We start from the raw sequence: 21,381 nt of genomic DNA on the forward strand, positions 1-21,381 counted from the left end.
TGGCATGTTCGCCGCCCGGTTCTTGATCTGGCACAAGTTTTCCCTGAAGTCGGGGTTTGTCGGTTGAAAGTGTGAATCAGATCAATGGCTTATACCCATATAGGTGTACCTCTAAGTAGGTATTTTTGAGCGATGCAATACGCTAACCTCAACCTTCTTTAAAAACGGCTATGCGCATTGCAATGCGCCGGATGCGCCTTACAATGGCTCAAAAAGCACAATAAGGATCCCCCGTGAAATTTGCCCGCCCGACTAGTGCACGCCCGGCTATTGCCAGCGCGATTGCGACCTGCACCTTGCTGTTTAGCCAATTGCCGTTGCAGGCCGCGCCGCTGACTTTCGATGAAACCGCATTCCGCGAAGACGTGAAAACCCTTGCCAGTGACGCCTTTGGCGGCCGCGCGCCCCTCTCCGGTGGTGAGCAAAAGACCCTCGAATACCTCACCCAGGCCTTTAAGTCTATGGGCCTGAAAGGGGCGTTCAATGGCGAATATTTGCAGGCAGTGCCTATGGCGAAAATCACCGCCGATCAGAGCATGGTGCTTAAGGTTGGCGAGCTCAGCTTTAGCCCGGGCGAGGATTTCACCGCCCGTACCCAGAGGGTGGTACCCAAGGTAGAACTGAGTGGCAGCGACATGGTGTTTGTGGGTTACGGCATCAATGCCCCCGAATACGGCTGGAATGACTACGCAGGTATCGATGTGCGCGGCAAAACCGTAGTGCTGCTGGTTAACGATCCGGGCTTTGCCACCCAGGATCCCAAGGTCTTTAAAGGCAATGCCATGACCTACTACGGCCGCTGGACCTACAAGTATGAAGAAGCGGCCCGTCAGGGGGCAGAAGCCGTGTTTATCGTCCATGAAGATGCTCCGGCGGCGTACGGTTGGGGCGTGGTGAAAAATTCCAATACCAATACCAAATTCACTTTGGTCGATGGCAACAACAACCAAAGTCAGGTTGGGGTGATGGGCTGGCTGCAATATACGGCGGCCAAGCAGATTCTGGCGGCTTCCGGCCAGGATATTGAAGTGCTGAAAGCCGCTGCCAAGGCGCCTGGCTTTAAAGCCGTGCCTTTGTCGGTGAAGGCCGATTTGGCCCTCAATAACCATATTGAGCGCGCCGAGTCCCATAACGTGGCCGCTATACTGCCCGGCAACAAAAATGCCGATGAAGCCGTGGTGATGCATGCCCATTGGGATCACCTTGGCCAAACCGAGGAAGCGGGCAAAACCGTTATCCTTAATGGCGCCGTGGATAACGCCACTGGTGTGGCCGGGGTGCTGGCGCTGGCAAGGCACTATGCTGCGCTGCCAGAGGCTGAAAAGCCCGCCCGAAGCATTATTTTCTCGGCCTTCACCGCTGAAGAAACCGGCCTGATTGGTGCCCAGTATTTTGCTGAAAATCCGCCATTGCCGACATCGAAGCTGGTGGCTTTTTTAAACATTGATGGCATGAATGTGGGCGAGGGCGTGGATTACATATTGCGCTACGGTGAAGGGGTCTCTGAGCTGGAAACTATGCTCAGTGACGCCGCCAACGTCCAGAACCGACAGGTAAAGGCCGACCCACGACCTCAAAATGGCCTGATGTTCCGCTCAGATCATTTTGCTCTGGCGCAGCAAGGGGTGCCCGGACTGCTGTTTATGAGCCTGGGTGACACTGACCCTGACTACATTGCCCACAAGTACCACAAGGGCGCCGACGATTACTCCCCGGACTGGCAGCTCGGTGGCGTAAAGCAGGATCTTAAATTGATTGAGCAGATCCTCTCGCGCCTTGCCAATGGCAGCGAATGGCCCAAGTGGCTGGAAGAGTCTGACTTCAAAACCCGCCGCGCCAAAGATGGCCGTTAAGTTTTTGCTGGTAAATAAAAAGAGCGGCTAAGCCGCTCTTTTTTCTTGCAGTGCTTTCAATGTTTGCCCTGCGTGCCTTATCGAGGCAGGGGTACCTGGCGATATCTTGTGAATGCCAGTCCCAAAAGCAGCAGTGACCACAGCGGCATAGAGCCACCACCAGTGTTGGTTGCGGGTGTCTCAGGCTCCACCACTGGCGCAAGGCTCACGGTCACATGTACCTCACCCTGGGCGCTGCCGCCAAAGCCATCGCTGACCTGATAGCTGATCACCACCTCACCGCTGAATCCGCTGCTTGGGGTATAGCGCAGGGTATTGTCGGCAAGCAGCTCTACACTGCCATGATCAACACTGGCGCCGATAACGCTTAAGCTGTCGCCATCGGCATCGGTGTCGTTGGCCAGCACGTCTATCACCAGCACCTGGCTATCCAGGATGGAGGCGGTGTCCAGTTGTGCCACCGGCAGTTGGTTCTGACTCAGTACCGCGATAACCCCCGGGTCTTCTATCACCGCATTCGCTTGGTCATCAGCGTCATTCGGGCCGCCGTCCTGCAGCAGCAATTGCACGCACTGATAGCCTGCCACCAAACCGGGTTCATAGCTGGCTGCGCCAACCGCTGGGCATTCGCCGTCAAGCAGCGGCGCCGAGCTTATGCTGTTGTTGGCATCTTCAACAAAGTCATACCAGCCTTGTATGGCGTTGTACTTACGGTACACAGCGTCCTCGGGCAGCGCAGTGCCCCGTGGCATGGCGAATACCACGGCAACCGATTGCCCCGGCTGAATTTGCCCGCTCAGGGTAAAGTCCAGCACCGCCGACACTTGGCTAAAGTGACTGTCGCTGCTGTCCGCCGCGCTGCTGTCATCAGCAACTGAGCCTGCCAGCTCTGCCATCGTCAGTCCGGCACCACTGCTAATCATCGCGCTGGCAGTATTACCCAGGCTAAGTTGCACGCCCGCCGTGGTGTGCATTGGCTCTGTGCTGCTATTTACCGGTAAACGGCTGCCATCGACATCGTTATCCAGATAGTCGGCAATACCATCACCATCGCTGTCACCATAACCTTCCAGGCTATCGACAATGCCATCACCATCAGTATCAAGCGTGCTGCTTAACTCCGGCAGTGCATCAACCTTAAAGCGGATGCGACGCTTGGTGCTTAATAGCTCGGCGGTGTTGCTTTCGGTTACCGTGATATCCACCGCATAGCGGCCACTGCTTAACTCGCCCGGGTTAAAGCTCATACTCAGACCATCTGTCGCCACGCTGCCAGTGAAGGCCTGCCCCACCACTTGCCAGCTCACCTGATGCGTGTCGTTGATGTTCACATCACTGATAGCCAGCACTATCTGTGCCTCGCCCGATAGCGGGTCCAGCAAACGGGTCGCTACGCCTTGCTGCTGTACGTCCGCACTAAAGGTCGGTGCCAGGTTCTGCTCGGTCAGCACCAGGGTTGCAGACTTGTCATCCGCCACAAAGGCATGGCTGACGCTATCAATCTGCACTTGCAGTGAGGTCGTTACAGCCAGGCCCGCCGGAATGCTGATAGCCAACTCACCCTCAGTGCCTGAGACAATGTTAGCGCTCTGATTGGCTTGAGCCTGTCCATCCACTAGCAGCGAGTACGCTACAGTCACCGGATACACCGGCGCGTCACCGGTTAACTGCAGTGGCATTGCATAGCTGCCACCGGCTTCTACCGTCATGCGTTTGGTCAGTTTTAACTGCGGCAGAATATGCACGGCAAGCATTGCTGTAGCACTATTGCCTGAGCTGTCCGTGGCAACCAGTTCCAACTGATGCGCGCCGCTTGGCAGCTCGCTGCTACCGCTAAGCCCGGCCACTACGTCACCGTCAACCAGGTCAAACGCAACGTAGTCCAGCATAGGGTTGATATCAGTTAAGCGACCACTCGCGTTAAGCTCAAGTGTTTCAAGCGCATCAAATTCCGGCGCTGTGGTGTCCACTATCGTCACCACCTGCTCTGCGGTCGCCGTATTACCGGCACCATCCGTGGCTGTCCAGGTAATAACATGCTCACCCAATGCCAGTTCGGCAGCCATGTCTGAGCTTAGCGATGCAACACTGATGTTGTCGCTTACCACCGGCTCTGGCAGCGTTACCGCCGTCTTTGGCCCTGTCGCTTCAAAGCTCAGCGGCGCTAATGCGGCAAATACCGGTGCCTGCGTATCACCAATACTTGCATCCAGCGGCGCAGCATCGTCTTCATCCGCAATGCCATCGTTATCGTCATCCGGATCGGCGTTATTGCCTATGCCGTCGTTGTCCGTGTCGACAGATTCGGAACCATCCAAGGGGAAGACGTCGACATCGTCGTTGACACCGTCACCGTCACTGTCGGCCTTATATGGATCGGTTCCCTGAGTCATTTCAACACCATTACTCAGGTTATCGCCATCGACATCGGCGTTGAAGAAGTCAGCCGTGGCCGTCGTGACCGCACTATCAACCGACTCTATGGTACCAAAGCCATCGGTGTAATAGGCGGTAATCGTGATGTCGTGATCCTTATCCGCCAGCACCAGCACATATTCAGCACCATTGTCGATTTCGACGCCATCGCGCATCCAGATATAGCCAACTGTCCCTAAACCATCAAGGTCTGCCAGGGTGTTAGCGGCGGCCAGGGTTTGGCCATTTGGCGTAGTGGCGGCTATGGTCACAGAGCCGGTCGGCGCATCATTAACGTTGACGACTTGAATATCGAAGGCCGGCAGGTCGCTAGTCAGTTTACCGTCGCTGACCGAAATGATGATGTTACCTACAGTGCCGACATCAGCCTGAGCGGGCGTACCGGAAAGCATGCCAGTGGTGGTATCAAAACTCGCCCAGCTCGGCTTATTTTGAATGCTGAAAGTCAGGCCATCATTCTCCGGGTCGCTGCCGACCGGGATGAATTCGTAGGCGGCGTTCTGATCAATGGACGTAGCAGGTGAGCCACTGATCACCGGCGCAGAATTCTCGGTCAGGTGCACCAGAATGCCGCGGTCGTTATTGAGCATGTAATAGCCCGCCGCCACCAAATCGCCGTTCGGCTTGATGGCTAGAGATTCAAAATCTACACCGTTGCCGAAATCAAAGGTCTGCACGCCGCTGGTCGCGAACGTCTCGTCCGGGGTACCGTCGGCATTAAGGCGCTGCACGAAAGACAAATCGTAGGTATCGGTGCCGACCCAGCCGGCAAACAGGAAACGCCCGGCACTGTCCTTTTGCATGTTTTGGGGATAGAGAAACTGGCCGGCGCCGAACTGCACCGGCGTGCCGCCGTTAAAGTTGGTGTCGACCACGCCCGAGGCATCGAGGCGCAGCAGATAGTTGAATTCCTCCGTGCTGTTGCCCCCGCCACTCACCGCCAACCACAGGGTGTCTCCTTCGATCATAGCCTCTGCATGACTGGTTGAGCCATACGCTGTAAACTCGTTCGGCAGGGTATAGATCGTCACACCATCGGTGCCGAAGCTGGTGTCCAGGGTACCGTCGGCATTGACCCGCATCGCCATCGACGGCCTGTCTCCCCCAACATATTTATAACCTGCCAACAGAATACGACCTTGGCTGTCTTCGCCAGCAAATGAAGAATAATCGTTGTAGGCAAGTCCTTGGGCTTCAAATAAGCCGTTACTTCCGAAGCTGGTATCCGTGCTGCCGTCGGCATGAAGGCGCATCAAATTAAATTTGTCGCCGAGCACAACCATGCTGCCGTCGCCATGCAAGGTTAATGCGACTGGCTTCAGACCGCTAACAGTCAGCAGGCCGTCGGTGCCAAAACTTGCGTCCGGTTGGCCGCTGGCATTGAGCTTATTGAGGAAAAACTGGTTGTTGTTCCACTCAAACAGCCCCAATAACCAGATATTACCGGCGGCATCAAACTGCAAGTCTCTCACAGTATCAGCGCTGCCGACATGCAGCTGATAAGCACCGCCGCTGGCAAAACTGGTGTCCAGGCTGCCGTCGGCATTATAGCGGCGAACGATAGCATCGCTGCCTGTGGTCTTAGTGCTGTCCTGGCCATAACCGACCACCAGGGTGCGGCCCTCGGCATCGACACGCACCAGGTTGTAACTTTCACCAGCGTCAAACGGCACGGTCAGGTCGTCGGCGCCGGCAATCACCACACCGTCTTTGGCAAACGGACGGGTAGCATGGCCGTTGGCATCGACCTTGATCCAACCGAGGTCGTCACTATAGCCCGTTTGATGTGAGAAAATATCGAGATTGCCGTTGGCGTCCAGCTGGATCAGTACAGGATCGCTGTTGGCGTTGCCAGGCTCGAGATAATAGCTACCGATGCCATTGGTACCGAAGCCGGTATCCAGCACACCGCTATTACTGAGGCGCAGCAGCGCCATATGCGAGGTGTTGCCGTTATAGATCTTACCGCCGAGCACAATACGGCCCTGACTGTCGATCTTGATGCGGGTCGAGGTATTGCTGCCACTGTTGCCCTGTCCGTTAACGTCCAGGCCGAACCAGCCATTGTCGGCAAAACCGGTGTCCAGAGTGCCGTCGCTGTTGTACCGGTAAAGGTTAAAGATTTCCGTGGTGTCTTGATCGCTGGCATTTTCGTTGGTGGTAACCAAAATCTTGCCGTTGGCGTCGACGGCCAGGTCGTAAGCCTCGTTGCTCTGGGTCGCGGAGCGGCTCACCGTCACCATGCCGCTTGTGCCGAAGTTGGCATCAAAGCTGCCGTCTTCGTTAAAGCGAAACAATGATGATTTGAACGCGATATGGCCGGCAGCCAGCAGTGCACCGTCGCCGGCAAAGGCCAGCGCATTAATTAAATCGTCGTTGCCGGCCTGACCCAAAATCTGATAGCCGCTGCTGTTGAAGTTGGTGTCGATGTTGCCGCTGGCGTCAAAGCGGGCGACAAAGGCATCCCAGCCAGTCTGAGGCACCCTACCGCCCAGGTAGATACGACCCTGGGCGTCGCTAAGAATGCTGGTTGGATGCGGGGCAGAGCCGCTAATGTCGAAGATGGTTTCACCACCTACGCCAAAGCTGGTATCCAGGGCGCCGTCAGCCAGCAGGCGGTATAGGCGCATCTCACTATTGCTACTGGTACCCGCTACCAAAATGCGGTCCTGGCTGTCGGTGGTAATAACCATACCGAATAGACGATAACTAGCATCGCTGATTTGCACCTTGCCGCCATTGCCGAAACTGGCATCAAGACTGTTGTCGTCTAAGCGACGTTCGATATTGATAACATCGTTCTGTTCCACGCCCGGCTCTGAGCTACCGACCATCAGGGTTCGCCCCATGGCATCAACCACAACTCGGTCAGACACGTCAAAATTAGTGTCAAAATAGCCCTTGCCATTATCGAGCGTCACTATCTGGAACGAACTGCCGCCTATAGAGGTATCACGGTGGATTTCTGCCTGTGCGCTCTGGCTCGACAAAGCACAGAGCACCCCGGCGGCCACCAGGCTGCGAATAGGATGCTTCTTCTGCCTGCCTTTGCGGTCAAGTTCTGCGAAGCGGTTAGTTACGCCCGAGTAAAGGTTTTTCATTACGACTCCATGAAATCAGATAAAGCTGTTGATTTAATTCTGTTAGTCTCTACTGCAGTAAAACAGGCAAATGTGCAGCAAATATGCAGACCAAAAAATCCGCCTTATCCACAAAAAAAGAGCGGCCTAGCCGCTCTCTTTTTGTTTACTACATGACTCAGGCTCTGCGCTGACGCCGTAATGCCGTTAAGCTCAGTAACAACACCGCCCACAGCGGCAGCGAGCCGCCACTGCTTTTCGGCTCTGGTGTTTCAGGCTCTACCACCACCGGTGTCAGGCTTACAGTAACGCTCACCTCACCTGCTGCTTCACCACCATAACCATCAGCAATCTGGTAGCTAATGGTCGCCATGCCGCTAAAGCCCACGGCTGGTGTGTAGCGCAGCGTGTTATCCGCTAGCACTTCAACGACTCCGTTTTCGGTTGCTGCCGCCGTGACTGTCAGGCTGTCACCATCGGCATCGCTGTCGTTCGCCAGTACATTGATAATTATCGCCTGCGTATCCGTTGTTTCCGCGCTGTCGGCCACGGCCAGCGGCAGCTGGTTCTGACTCAGCACAGCAATAACACCCGGGTCTTCAATAACACCATTGGCGATACCATCAGCGTCATTCGGGCCGCCGTCTTCAAGCTGCAGCTGCACGCACTGATAGCCTTCAACCAGGCCTTGCTCATAGCTGGCGTCCTCCACTTGCGGACACTCGCCTGCAGCATTAAGTTGCGCTGAGCTGATGCTGTTGGCACTGTCTTCAACGAAGGTATACCAGCCCTGCTCCGCCGTGTATTTGCGGTATACCGCATCCGCTGGCAGTGTCGTACCGCTTGGCAGCGGGATAACCACACCAACCGATTGCCCCGGTTGAATTGCGCCACTCAGCGTAAAGTCCAGCACCGCTGTCGCCTGGCTAAAGTGGCTATCGCTGCTGTCCGCTGCGCTGCTATCATCAGCAAACGAGTCTGCCAGCTCTGCCATCGTCAGTCCGGCACCACTGCTAATCATCGCGCTGGCAGTATTACCCAGGCTAAGTTGCACGCCCGCCGTGGTGTGCATTGGCTCTGTGCTGCTATTTACCGGTAAACGGCTGCCATCGACATCGTTATCCAGATAGTCGGCAATACCATCACCATCGCTGTCGCCATAACCTTCCAGGCTATCGACAATGCCATCTCCATCAGTATCCAGCGTGCTGCTTAAATCCGGCAAGGCATCAACCTTAAAGCGGATACGGCGCTTGGTGCTTAAAAGCTCTGCTGTGTTGCTTTCGGTTACCGTGATATCCACCGCATAGCGGCCACTGCTTAACTCGCCCGGGTTAAAGCTCATAGTCACGCCATCTGTCGCGACAGTGCCGCTAAACGCCAGCCCCACCACTTGCCAGCTTACCTGGTGCGTATCGTTGATGTTCACATCACTGATAGCCAACACAATTTGTGCCTCGCCCGATAGCGGGTCCAGCAAACGCGTCGCTACGCCTTGCTGCTGTACGTCCGCACTAAAGGTCGGTGCCAGGTTCTGCTCGGTCAGCACCAGCGTTGCCAAATTAGCATCCGCCACAAAAGCATGGCTGACGCTATCAATCTGCACTTGCAGTGCCGTATTCACCGACAGGCCCGCCGGAATGCTGATAGCCAACTCACCCTCAGTGCCGGAGGCAATATTAGCGCTCTGATTGGCTTGAGCCTGTCCATCCACCAGCAGCGAGTACGCTATAGTCACCGGATACACCGGCGCGTCACCGGTTAACTGCAGTGGCATTGCATAGCTGCCACCGGCTTCTACCGTCATGCGTTTGGTCAGTTTTAACTGCGGCAGAATATGCACAGCAAGCTCTGTTGTGCCACTATTGCCTGAGCTGTCCGTGGCAACCAGTTCCAACTGATGCGCGCCGCTTGGCAGCTCGCTGCTACCAACCAACTCTGCAGTCACGTCACCGTCAACCAGGTCAAACGCAACGTAGTCCAGCATAGGGTTAATATCGGTTAAGCGACCACTCGCATTAAGCTCAAGTGTTTCAAGCGCATCAAATTCCGGCGCTGTGGTGTCCACTATCGTTACCACCTGCTCTGCGGTCGCCGTATTACCGGCGCCATCCGTGGCTGTCCAGGTAATAACGTGCTCGCCCAATGCCAGTTCGGTAGCTGCATCTGAGCTTATAGATGCAACACTGATGTTGTCGCTTACCACCGGCTCTGGCAGCGTTACCGCCGTCATGGCACCTGAAGCTTCAAACGTCAGTGGCGTAAGTTCTGCAAATACCGGCTTTTGTGTATCGCCGACATTTGGATCCAGCGGCGCCGGATCGTCTTCATCCGCAATGCCATCGTTATCGTCATCCGGATCGGCATTATTACCTATGCCATCGCCGTCGGTATCCAGCCACTCCGTTGCATCCAGCGGAAACGCATCGTCGGTATCGGCAAAGCCATCGTTATCGTCATCGGTGTCGGCATTATTGCCAATGCCGTCTAAGTCGGTATCCAGTGCTTCAGCCGGATCAAACGGAAACGCATCATTACCATCCTGCACGCCGTCATTATCATCATCCGGATCAGCGTTATTACCGATGCCATCTAAATCTGCATCCAGCCATTCCGTTGCATCTAATGGGAACGCATCATCACCGTCAAGCACGCCATCGCCATCATCGTCGGTGTCAGCATTGTTGCCAATACCATCCTTGTCTGTATCCAGTGTTTCTGTTGGATCTAACGGCAGCGCATCATTAACATCCAGCACGCCGTCGTTGTCATCGTCAGTATCAGCATTGTTACCAATACCGTCTAAGTCGGTGTCCAACCACTCAGTGCCATCGAGCGGAAAGGCATCATCAGTGTCGGCGACGTTATCACCGTCATCGTCCTCATCAGCGTTATTGCCTATGCCGTCAAGGTCAGTATCTAACTGCTCGTCTGGATCATTGGGGAAGGCATCGCTGTTATCACCGACGCCATCGCTGTCGCTATCAGCCGTTTCGGTGGCATCGTTCGGGAAGGCATCTTCGCTATCAGCGACACCGTCACCATCAAAGTCACCGGCATACACATACTCAATGGCGCCAATATCCATTTGCGGATAAATCGGTCCGCCGTCTTCTACCGGATTATCCGGGTTGTAGGGGCCCATCACGCGGGCATTACCGAGCAAATCAACCGCGTCTGCTGGAAGTTCACCCGTCTCAGCGGCTTCGATATTGGCACTGCCCGGCACCGGCCGGTAGTCGCCGTTTTCCGGATCGGCCAGTTCAACATAACCGGTTGAGGTAATACCGCATTCGCTATCTTCTACCCAGCTGGCGGTTTGTTGCTCCCAGGTGTCAACATTACACACGGTTGAGCCATTCGGACCTTTTAACAGCAAGCTATTACGCAGTTGGGCACTGCCGGTGCTGCCCACAGACATAACGCCGCCTTCACTGTTATAAACAGTGCTGGAAAACAGCGCGATTTGGCCACTTGCGGTAACTAGCGCAGGGGCAAGGCCACTGACATTCGCTATCAGGCTGTTCTCCAGATACAACTGCACGTTGTTGCCGCTAATAGCCGGTGCAGTCATATTTTCAATCAGTACATAATCCAGGTTCAGAAACATACTGGAACGTACATGAATAGCACTGGCCTGACGTTGCATATCCAATTCGGTTTCAATATTCAAGTTGGTTGCCGCGTTGTATGCCTGGCCAGCGCCATTGCGTAACGTTAAACCTTTTAAATGCGGGAACTGCGTATTGAGCATCCTATCTGTTATCGCCGCAGCAAAGATGGTATTTGCGTTCTGGCCGTCAATGACAACCTCTCTGTTACCATCGATTTGCATCCCTTTGGTGATCACCAAGGGACTCTCCAATTGAATCGTCATGGCGCCATTGAAGCTAATCTTGTTTAAATCACCGTAAGGATCGCTGGCACACAGGTCGGCCATGGCCTGACGCAATGTACCAGGGCCGCTGTCAGCATTGCTGGTTACTGTAATTGAATGTGCAGTACAGGCCTGGTAAGGGTTATCATCCCAGCGGAAAGTCGCCACCACCACATCACCTGTTTCGAGACTGGTTTGCAGACCAGGTTTGTTCTCAACTGCATAAAGAAAATCAAGCACCCCGTCATTGTCGCGATCGGTATCCAATTCATCGGCAATGCCGTCATTATCGAAATCAGGTAAATCACCATAGATTGTTGGGCGTGGGTCGATGCTATCAACTAACCCATCACCATCAGTATCAGCATTGAGCGGATCTGAGCCCAAAGTGATTTCGTCGTCATCACTTAAGCCATCGTTATCATCATCGGTATCGGCATTATTGCCAATGCCATCACCGTCCGTATCTAGATATTCGCTGGCATCTTTTGGAAAGGCATCTTCCCAGTCATATTTACCGTCATTGTCATCATCGTTATCTCTGCTATCTCCTATACCATCAGCGTCAAAATCCGCCTGAACGGTAACGACGGGAGAGCACACTTCAAAGCCATGCACGTTTTCCAGTGTGCGTGGGGTAATGCAAAAACGCACCTCTGTGCCACCCACAATATTTTCTATTAACATTTGCTCTTTAGCGGTCGAACCGGATAAATCAAGCCATTGACCATCTACCCGATACTGCCACTGATACAGGCTGTGGGATTCAACATCATAGTTACCGCTGCCAGGCGCAAAGTAAGTGTAATTCCCAATTAACGGTCGCCCGACAATAGGCGCTTGAACACCCTGCTCAGTTTTAATATGAACGTCTGTGACATAGGGCAGTTTGCCGACATAATGCCAATCGCCACAGCGTTCAATATCCAGATACGTCATACACATGGTCACATAGTTATTCCCATCTGCATGCTGTGCCTGATAACCAAATACATCTGTCGCTATGGTGATGGCGTCATCTATGGTGCCTGTCGCGGAGCGAACCCAGCGAAAATGGGTCGCATCGGCTGCCCAGATAACATTGGCAAACAGGTAGTCGCCATCACGCAGTTGTTTAGTCAATGGGCTAACAAAGGGTTTTACCCATAATTTAAAGCCGATGTCACGCCAACCTTCCCATTCAGAAACGAGTGATGGCACTCTGATCATGGCTTTATTGATGGTTTCAAAGTTCCCCTTATCGCCTAAAGGTAATTTAAAGAACTCCACCACCTCTTCAGGGATAGGGCCGTCACAGGTGTCGCACCAAAATTCAGTGGCATAGGCCATCAGGTTGGTTGCATGCAGCATCCAGGTTTGCGCGGTTGGACCTGAGTTAAAGGCGTTATAAAATAATGAATTTCTTCCGTAGTAACCCGTGTTCCAACCGTAATCTTCGGTCGGCAACGAATCTTGATACAGGTACTCGACCGTTTGCTCAGAAGCCCATTTGGGTGCGGTCAGACTTTCAGCAAAAAAGTTGCTGTCACGCAGTGCAAAATCATGATTTACAAATATTTCCTGAGCCAGATCCACTTCAGGAAGATGGCCCCAGCCGCTATAATCAATAAGGTATTGGTAAGCAATCGACGCATCCCACTGCAGGTCGTCGTTGTCGATAATACCTTGGCCCGGCAAATAATCGGTACAGGCTGTGCGCACGCTATCAAAGGTGCAGCTGTTGAAATGGTAGAGTGCAAACCAATGCCAATGGCTGTCACTGCCAAATATGACGTGATCCCAGCCTCGGTCGGCAACAAAATTGGGGTGCATTTGAGCCAATGCACCTGTAATAGCTGCGCCACTGCTATCCACCGTCGGATGAACGATGTCGGCTTCCAGTACCTTTTCCCAATCCCATCCTTCAAATTCTGAGTACAGAGTGCGTTCCATTTGCAGCGGATCGTAATTTGCGTTGACATAAGGAATACGCGGCGTTTCAAAGGTGCTGCGGCTGAACATGTCTACCGGCATGCTGAGGTAGGCACAAAAGTTTTGCACATCGTCGTCTTCAGCACAGGCTGCCTTGTTGAATAAGGGGGAGGTGGCAGCGCTGTGTGGGAAGTTGCGGAAATTGGCTAAGGGTACTGTGAGGTAGCTGCCTCCGCGAATATTGGTGTTGGTGTCTTCGACATAATGAAAGTCGTTTTCCAAGGCGGTGAGATTACCCAGCACCATAAAACCAATGCGGCCAGCATAAACGGTATCGGACGTAGTGGCTTCCACGCCATTTTGCTGCATCAAGCGCAGGCCAATACTGTCAAAGTCACCCACTCCGCTGGTGACTGTCGCGCCCTGATACACCTCCATATTGAATAACTGACGAAAGCCTAAACTGTTTTTAAACAGCATAGGGCGCTGCAGCTGCGCTACCGTCACAGCATCAGTAAAGCTGGCGCCCAGTTCAATGGTTTTACCGCTAAAGCCGGTATGCTTAACTTCAGCGCTTGAAATCAGCAGCATGCGGCCATCCGCCAATCGGTGCCAGCCCTCCTCAGCAACCAAATAATGCACCTTGGCACCTGTTAAATCGGCAGCAAAACTATCAGTCTGGCGCACATCAAACAGGAACTGATTGCCATGGGTAATAGGGGCGGTTGGAACGATACTGACGCCGTTGTTGAGGTTTGGGTCTTCGAAGCTGACAAATACCACGGGTCTGGCATAAACACGCTGAGTCCAGAGGTCGGCAATCTCATTGTTGGCACCAATGGTCAAAGTGCCTGATTCCGCCGGAATCCCCAGCAGCGCCGGCGCACCGTTAAACTGCATAGCAATCGCAGTCACATCTGGTGTGTTGGAACCGTCATTGGTGGCGAAGCCCCACTCACCGTTGCCTTGAGTAATAAAGCCCGGCTTGGACGGATTTATCGCCTGCAAAAACACCAGATTATCGACGTCATTGACCACTCCGATATCTTTGGCACTTCCAGAAAAGTTGACTGATTGTTTTGTCAGGCTGGCGGCGAACAGGCTGTGAGAGCTGCACAGACCCACAACCAAGGCCATTGTTAACAAGCGCTTCATGCTGCATTTCCTTGCATAGAATTATCTACCCTGTAGTAAAACAGGCAAATGTGCAGGAAAAATGCAGAATGCGGTGAATGGTCTAAAAAATAAGTGCGGTGGCGCTGTTGGTCTCGCCGGGGGAGAAGCCGATGGTGGCGAATGTATAAATTTGGCAGGCTTTTACTTGGTCAGAGGCGCACTGTTGGCAAATCAGTGGCTAATCAGGCTCAGTCCGCCAGTGCCGGCAGGGTGATCACCATGCGCAGGCCACCCAGAGGAGACTGGCTGGCATGGATTTGCCCCTGGTGTGCCTGGATGATGGACTTGGCCACGGATAAGCCCAGACCCGCGCCACCTGTGTCGCGGCTGCGGGAATCCTCCAACCGGTACAGGGGCTCAAACAGGCGCTCAAGCCGGTCAGCCGCCACGCCGGGAGCACTGTCCTCCAGGGTGATGACTATGACATCACCACTGCGACCAAGGCTGAGTCGAATACTGCCCGGCGCTTGGGTATAACGCAGGCTGTTTTCCATCAACTTGCCGAGCGCCAGCTCGAAACTGGCTTCGTCCAGAAGAGCAGGGCAGGGAGGATGGCTGCGGGCAAGATCCAGCTTGAGCTGCAAGCCCCGGCTGGCGGCTCTGTCCTGAAAACGGTTTATCCAACCGGACAGGAAGTCATGTAACTCCACCCGAACCGCATTACCGTCGAGCCGGGTTTGGTCGAGCTTGCTGGCGCGGGACAGGTCCGAAATGAAGGCATCCAGTTGCTGCATGTGCTTGAGCAGTCCCTCGATATTGGCACTGCTCGGCGCCATGACCCCATCCTGCATGGCCTCCAGCTTCATTCTCAGCACACTGAGTGGGGTTCGCAGTTCATGGGACACATCCGTAAGCAGCTTCTGCTGTTTGACTAAAGTGTCGAGCATCAGGGCATTGCGATCCTGCAGCAGCCTCTCAGACTCTGCATGGGATTTTTTCAGCTCAAGGTGGGCCTGGTTCAGGGTCAGCTCGCTGAAATAACAGGTGAAGACCATCACCAGGGAGGCCAGCACAAAACGGATCAGGCTGACCTGATCCCAGGCGCCTGCCTGCCATTGCCCCAACTGGCTGAATGCCATAGCAAACAGCACCAGATAAAACACCGCCACCAGAGATGCACCCAAGGCGCGGCCATTGAGCATGAATACAAATACCGGCAGGAAAAAGGTCCAGATCAAACTGAATTTTTCCGCCTGCCCCTGCCAGGCCAGCGCCCATAAAAACAGCATCAGAACGAGGCTGACCAGCAGGGAAGTGGACTTGAGGATGTTGAGTTGTGCCCCATTGCGCTGTTTGTTATGGGCCAGGGCACCAGTATCCTGCGCTACTTGGGGATCATCCGGCCTGTGGCCATTCTGGTTATTATCCCCATGGGGAGCCTTGAGGGGTAAACGATGGCTCAGGCGCAGGCGAATATAGGCAAACAGGCAGGCTGCCAGGGCGCATAAATCCAGCGCGGCAATCTGCCACATGCCCCTGAATTGGTTGTAAATTGCAAAAACACTGAGTAGCAAAATGATGGTCAGCAGCAGGCCATTGAGCACTAGCTGCCGACGTTTCAGGGCGATGCCATTTAAGGATTCGGTCTCACTGAATAACCGCATATCGCGTAAAAATTGGAACATGTTTCCCCCTGACTCTACATCTTTGGCGCTGAGACTTTGCCGTTATGCCAAATAAGACCACAGGATTGTGCAGCAATTATGCAGTTTTTTGGGGGCACGGCTGGATTGCGTTAATGGCTGCAGGGTCTTTTAGCCTTCGAAACGATAACCCAGGCCATAGATAGAGCGGATCATCTCCTGCTCTGTATTTAGGCCGGCGAGCTTTTTACGCAGGTTGCGAATATGGCTGTCCACTGTCCGGTCCGACAACACCCTGAAGTCACTGTAGAGCAAATCCAAAATCTGGCTGCGGGAATAAATACGGTTTGGCTGGCTGTAGAGCAGGTTAAACAGCCTGAACTCCAGCGCCGTCAGCACAACAGTCTGGCCGCCAAAGCTTAAGGACAAACCTGGTTCATCTACCTTAAGGCTGGGGCCCGCGGCAGTGAGTTTGCCGTCGAGCCGGCGCAGCACAGCCCGCACCCGGGCGGTCAGCTCTCGGGCACTGTAGGGTTTACACACATAGTCATCTGCGCCGGTATCAAGCCCGAGCAGGCGGTCCACCTCTTCTACCCTGGCGGTGGTCATAATGATGTAAAGCTCTGAAAAGACTCTGAGTTCCTGGCAGATGCTCAGGCCATCCTTGCCCGGCAGCATCAAATCGAGCAGCACCAAACTGGGCTTGTCTGATTTCACTGCCTCGACCACGTCGCTGCCGTCATGAAATACACGGGTTTCCAGACCTTCAGCCTGCAAATACATCTGCATCACTTCGGCGATGTTCTTTTCATCTTCTACGATAAACACCTTGTGGGTCATGGCGGTCTTTTGTCACCTGTAAGCTGTGTTAAGCGTTGTGCTCAGACGTATCGGTTATGGACCCAGTGGCAGGCAAAGAGGGCTGCTTGGCCGATACGGGGATACTGAGCGGCAATTGTATTTCAATGGCGACCCCACCCAAAGGGGAGGGCGAAGCCGTTATCGTGCCGCCGTGGGCGCGGATAATCGACTGGCAAATCCACAGCCCAAGCCCCGAACCAGATGCCGTCTCTGCCTTGTCGGCGTCCCCAGTGTTGCTGGCCCGGTATAGCCGGTCAAACAGGCGCTCATATTCCTCGGCGGCAACCCCGGGGGCTGAGTCGTCGATGCGAAGGGTTATCCAGGCTTGCTGCGATGCGCCCGAGATCTGGGGCTCTTGGGGAAGATGAGACGGCGGCGTCGCCAGCAACAGCTGTACCTGGCCGCCATGGTTTGTGTATTTGTAGCTGTTTTTCAACAAATTCCCCAAAACCTGCTCCAGTCGTGCCTTATCCGCAAACACCGATGGCTCTGGCAGCAACTCAGGCTGACAGCTGTTAGAGAAGCTAACCCTGATCCCTTTTTGTGCCATAAGGGGGCGGAAGCCGGTTATCTGCTCTTCAATCAGAGGCAAAAGCTTGAGGTGCGCCTTACTCATGGCAAGGTTTGTTCCTTCTTCTGCAGACAGCTGCACTATGTCGCCCACCATGCGATTGAGATTACCAAGGCTATTTGCCATCGACTCAAAGGTGGCATCGGAGCTTTGCAGCAAACCATCCTGCATGGCCTCCAACTGCACTTTAATCATGGCCAGCGGCGTGCGAAGGTCGTGGCCAACTTCAGCCAGCATTCGGTTTTTTTGCTCCATTAATTCTGACAGCATTTCAGCTTTTCTTAGGGCATCGCGATGCTCAAACTGCGCCAGTTGCTGGGCACGCGCGCGGGCCAGGCGCCAGCGAAACAGGCCATACAACAACGCCAGCAGTAGCGTCGCCATCAGCAGCTGAAACCACAGGGTTTGATAATATTTGGGTGCTTTACTGACGTTCAGTAACAGCTCTGGCCCCCAGTCGCCGCCGCGCGCCCGCGCCTGTAAGTGCAGGCGGTACTCCCCGGGCGGCAGGGCAGTATAGCGGGCAAGACGAATATCCTCCGGCGCAGCCAGCCAGTCGTTGTCGTAGCCATCGAGACGATAGCGGTAATCCACCTTACCCAGGCTGCTGGCGTCGGGGCTGGCAAAACGCACCGAGAAGCGTTGGTCGTCGGCGCCGACCACTAACTCTGGCGCCAGGGGATCGAACGGCATATCGACACTGCCAAGCTGGATTTGAGTAATGGCGACAGTGGCGTCAGGGATTGACCGTGGGCGGGCTTTGGTGCTTATCAGCTGCATGCTGTTGTTGCTGGCATAGGCGAAACTGTGGTCATCGAGAAGTGGGCTGCTGCGGCTCCAGCCGAGGTCAAGCGCGCCCTCACGCTCACCAAACTGTGCCAGCAGCAGGCCATTTTCATCCAATAAATGCGTGTTACCCAACCAGAGCTGTCCCGTTGGCAATGCCACTAATCTGGCTGGCTGTATCATCTGGGCTGTGATGTCGTTGGCAAAGGGGCTGAATCTCAATACGGCAACATTCTTGTCAGGCCCCGAACTCTTGTCAGACCCCGAGGATGACATTGGTTCGGGCGTAACTGTGAGTTTTTCCAGCTCGCTGCTGCTCAGTCTGTCTATGCCTTCTGGGTGGGTGATTAGCAGGTTACCCTGACTATCGCCAAGGATTTGATTTATCTGGTTGTGGCGCAAACTGCCATCGGTTGCCTGTTCGCGGCTGAAGAGATTGACAGTGTCAGCACCCGGCATCACCAATCCCAGTCCACCCTGGGTGCCAACCCAGAGCCGATTTTGCTCATCAAGGTAGAGGCAGCGAACGAAGCTGATAAAGCGACTGCCGTCGGCATTTTTAAGCGGCGACATACTCAGGTTGTCCAGAGATACCCTGACCAGCCCCCGGTCACTGCCGGCCCAGAGTTCCTGCTCTTGTCCAAGGGCAAGGCTTTTCACGAGCACGCCGTCATTTTTGGTGAGCGGCAATTGCAGTTCGTTACGCCAATGGCCATCGGCGCTGGTGGTGATCAGATTGCCGCTGTCGCCCCCAAACCAAAAGTTGTCCTGCTGGTCTTTTATGGCCGCAACCAGCAGTTTTTGTTGAACTTTTATATCATCACTGAAGGGGGCTGTGAGGCCGGTGCTGAGATTAACGCGGCTTGCCTGTTGCTCGGTCAGTACCAGGAGTTCATCCGCACCCAGATTAAGCAACTGATGGATATTGGATGAGAACAGCTCTTTCAGCGCGGGTGCAAAACGGTCAATCAGCGAGAAGCCCTGGGCCTGAGGCGGATGGAATTGCAACCCTACGCCCAGCACTCCCAGCCACAGGGTGCCCGAGGGTGAGCTTGTTATCGAATACACCACATCGCCCGCAAGCCCATGATGGTCAAGCAGGTTTCCCTGTAGATGTTTGATAAGCTTGCCGGTTTTGCCGTCGCGCAGCTCCACGCCTTTGGTACCGCTGAGCCAGATACGGCGACTGCCATCGGCTTCCAGAGTTTCGGCAATGCCGGTGTTGATGACCTTGTGGGCGGCATTGCCTTCGTCTTGATCAAGTTGCAACACCAGCCCTGAGTCGGGGCTTAAGATGTAGGAGCCCTGATTCTGGCTGGTAAGCCACAGGCGGTTGTCGCTGGCAAGATACAGCCTGCGCAGTACCACCCTGTGCAGCATCTCCCCCTCATTGGCAAATAGCCTGAAGCCGGCGGTACCCTTATCCATACTGGCCAGTCCCATGGCGGTAGACAGCCAGAGTTTACCCTCGGCATCGAATTCGATATCCAGCAGGTAGTTGTGATAACGGTCGTCGGGTTTATCGAGGGAAAGATAAGGGGTGAACTGCGCGCTCTGTTCGCTCCAGCTGTCCAGCCCCCGGTCGTGGGCAAACCAGAGTTTGCCGTTGCGGTCTTTTTTAATGGCATTGACCTGGCTGCCACCTATGCTGACCGACATCTCTGGGTTTCGCGCAAAATGGGTTGCCTGCCAGGTGCTTAAGTCGACCCGGTAGACGCCTTGCGTCATGGTGCCAATCCACAAAATCTGGCCATCGGCAAGCAAGGAGCGCACATGCAGCTTGGACAAATCCAGTTTGTTTGCACTTTCAAGTGGCTGATATTCATAACCATCAAAGCGGAACACGCCTCTGCGGGTGCCTACCCAGATAAAGCCCTGTTGGTCGATTTCCAGCTTGAGGACTTCTTTGCCCGGCAGTTTGTGATTGGCTTCAACCTGAAACAGCGGTGGAGTCAAGAAAGATGAGTCAATGGCTTGGCTTTGAAAGCTGATGGCAAAGGCAAATAGCATCGCCAGTAAATGCCAACAATGGCGCACGCCAGCGCTTATCGAGTGGCTGAAAAACCAGGCTGAGGGCTGCGGGCTGCGGCGCATTCTGAACTGCGGGATCACCAGTGGTTCTCTTTGAGCCAATGAGTTGAGACGCGTTATTGTTAACGGCAAGGGTATCTTGTTAATGAAGACGGGAAAAGCCTTTAGCGCAAATGCCAGCTAAAAAGGCCGATTAACTGAGTGAATCGCATAAGGTTTCACCAAGCCCCCGCTGGCTTGGTGAACCTGCCAGAGGCTTGATGAATAGCATCAGAGACTTGGTGAACCTGTTGATGTGGCTCACAGGGCCTTGGTCATAAACAGGCTGTGGGGATCTTCGCGGTAATGCCCAAAGGGGGCACAGACCTCAAAGCCGTGGGCTAGGTACAGTCGCTGGGCGGGCAGGAAGTAATCGGCGGTGCCGGTTTCCAGATACAGGCGCTTAAAGCCGAGGCGGCGGCTCTCCTGCTCCAGATGCATCAGCATGGCGTGGCCAAAACCGCGGCCGCGCAGGGCCCGGGTGGCGCGCATGGATTTGATTTCGCCGCTGTGAAAGTCCACCTGCTTCACAGCGCCGCAGGCGGCGAGGGTATTGCCCTGCCACAGAGTATAAAAACGGATATCACCTTGCTTGAGACGGGCCAAGTCAAGCGCGTGCACGCTGTCTGCGGGGGAGTTGTCGTACATGTCTTCCAGATGTTCGTGCAGCAATCTGGCAACGGCCGGGTGGCTTAAATCGTCAAGCTTGATATTCATCCCAATACTCCATAAGTAGTGACATCCGTAGTGACAAAGCAAAGGCTGTGCCTGAATTCAGGGTATTGATAGATATAGAGTTTCAGCATTTACCCAGAGTCATAGAGCACCTAGACCGGGAGCGGTGCACCTTTTCGGTGCAGTATCTTGTTAACCTTGAGTGCTGAATTCGCTGATAAAAACGCCGGGCGGCGGATTAAGCGGCCTGGAATGCCACTGTTGCGTCTGCCCGGCAGGGGAGAGAAGTGTTGATCAGCCTTGCTGACTTTGACGGAAGGCTTCCACCGGCAGGCCGCCTATGCCCCAGTTGTCCAGTTCCACTTCGTCAATTACCACCATGGTGGTGGCCGGAGACTTTTGCAGCACCTGCACCAACAGCTCGGTTACGCCACTGATAAGCGCCGCTTTTTGCTCGGCGGTTACCCCTTCCCGGGTCACCTTAATATTCACGTAGGGCATG

At 54.4% G+C, this 21,381-nt stretch carries 8 protein-coding genes; 1 reads left to right on the forward strand and 7 read right to left on the reverse strand.

Annotation, left to right across the window (positions count from 1 at the left end):
• Positions 1–269 precede the first annotated feature (269 nt).
• On the forward strand, positions 270–1,853 hold the full coding sequence (locus MJ923_RS04205) for a M28 family metallopeptidase (RefSeq protein ID WP_420854416.1): 1,584 nt from the start codon (positions 270–272) through the stop codon (positions 1,851–1,853).
• 77 nt (positions 1,854–1,930) lie between these two features.
• Here the strand turns inward: MJ923_RS04205 and MJ923_RS04210 are convergent, their stop codons facing one another.
• From MJ923_RS04210 to MJ923_RS04240, 7 genes are all read right to left on the reverse strand, one after another.
• Entirely contained in the window at positions 1,931–7,390 is a 5,460-nt protein-coding gene (locus tag MJ923_RS04210) for an Ig-like domain-containing protein (RefSeq protein WP_240590019.1), read from the reverse strand.
• A gap of 157 nt (positions 7,391–7,547) precedes the next feature.
• A complete protein-coding gene (locus tag MJ923_RS04215) occupies positions 7,548–14,312 on the reverse strand; it encodes an Ig-like domain-containing protein (protein WP_240590020.1) in 6,765 nt (2,254 codons plus the stop codon).
• A 209-nt stretch (positions 14,313–14,521) separates the two neighbouring features.
• Complete coding sequence (locus MJ923_RS04220; protein ID WP_240590021.1) at positions 14,522–15,958, reverse strand: sensor histidine kinase; 1,437 nt, start codon at positions 15,956–15,958, stop codon at positions 14,522–14,524.
• 129 nt (positions 15,959–16,087) lie between these two features.
• Positions 16,088–16,756, reverse strand: coding sequence for a response regulator (locus MJ923_RS04225; RefSeq protein ID WP_240590022.1), 669 nt, complete (start codon positions 16,754–16,756; stop codon positions 16,088–16,090).
• A gap of 28 nt (positions 16,757–16,784) precedes the next feature.
• Positions 16,785–20,246: a two-component regulator propeller domain-containing protein gene (locus MJ923_RS20840; protein ID WP_240590023.1), complete on the reverse strand. Its 3,462-nt coding sequence runs from the start codon at positions 20,244–20,246 to the stop codon at positions 16,785–16,787.
• A 219-nt stretch (positions 20,247–20,465) separates the two neighbouring features.
• On the reverse strand, positions 20,466–20,921 hold the full coding sequence (locus MJ923_RS04235) for a GNAT family N-acetyltransferase (RefSeq protein WP_240590024.1): 456 nt from the start codon (positions 20,919–20,921) through the stop codon (positions 20,466–20,468).
• A gap of 252 nt (positions 20,922–21,173) precedes the next feature.
• On the reverse strand, positions 21,174–21,380 hold the full coding sequence (locus tag MJ923_RS04240; protein ID WP_240590025.1) for a tautomerase family protein: 207 nt from the start codon (positions 21,378–21,380) through the stop codon (positions 21,174–21,176).
• Position 21,381 lies beyond the last annotated feature (1 nt).

This window comes from Shewanella zhuhaiensis (genome assembly GCF_022484835.1).
GTDB classification, from domain to species: Bacteria; Pseudomonadota; Gammaproteobacteria; order Enterobacterales; family Shewanellaceae; genus Shewanella; species Shewanella khirikhana.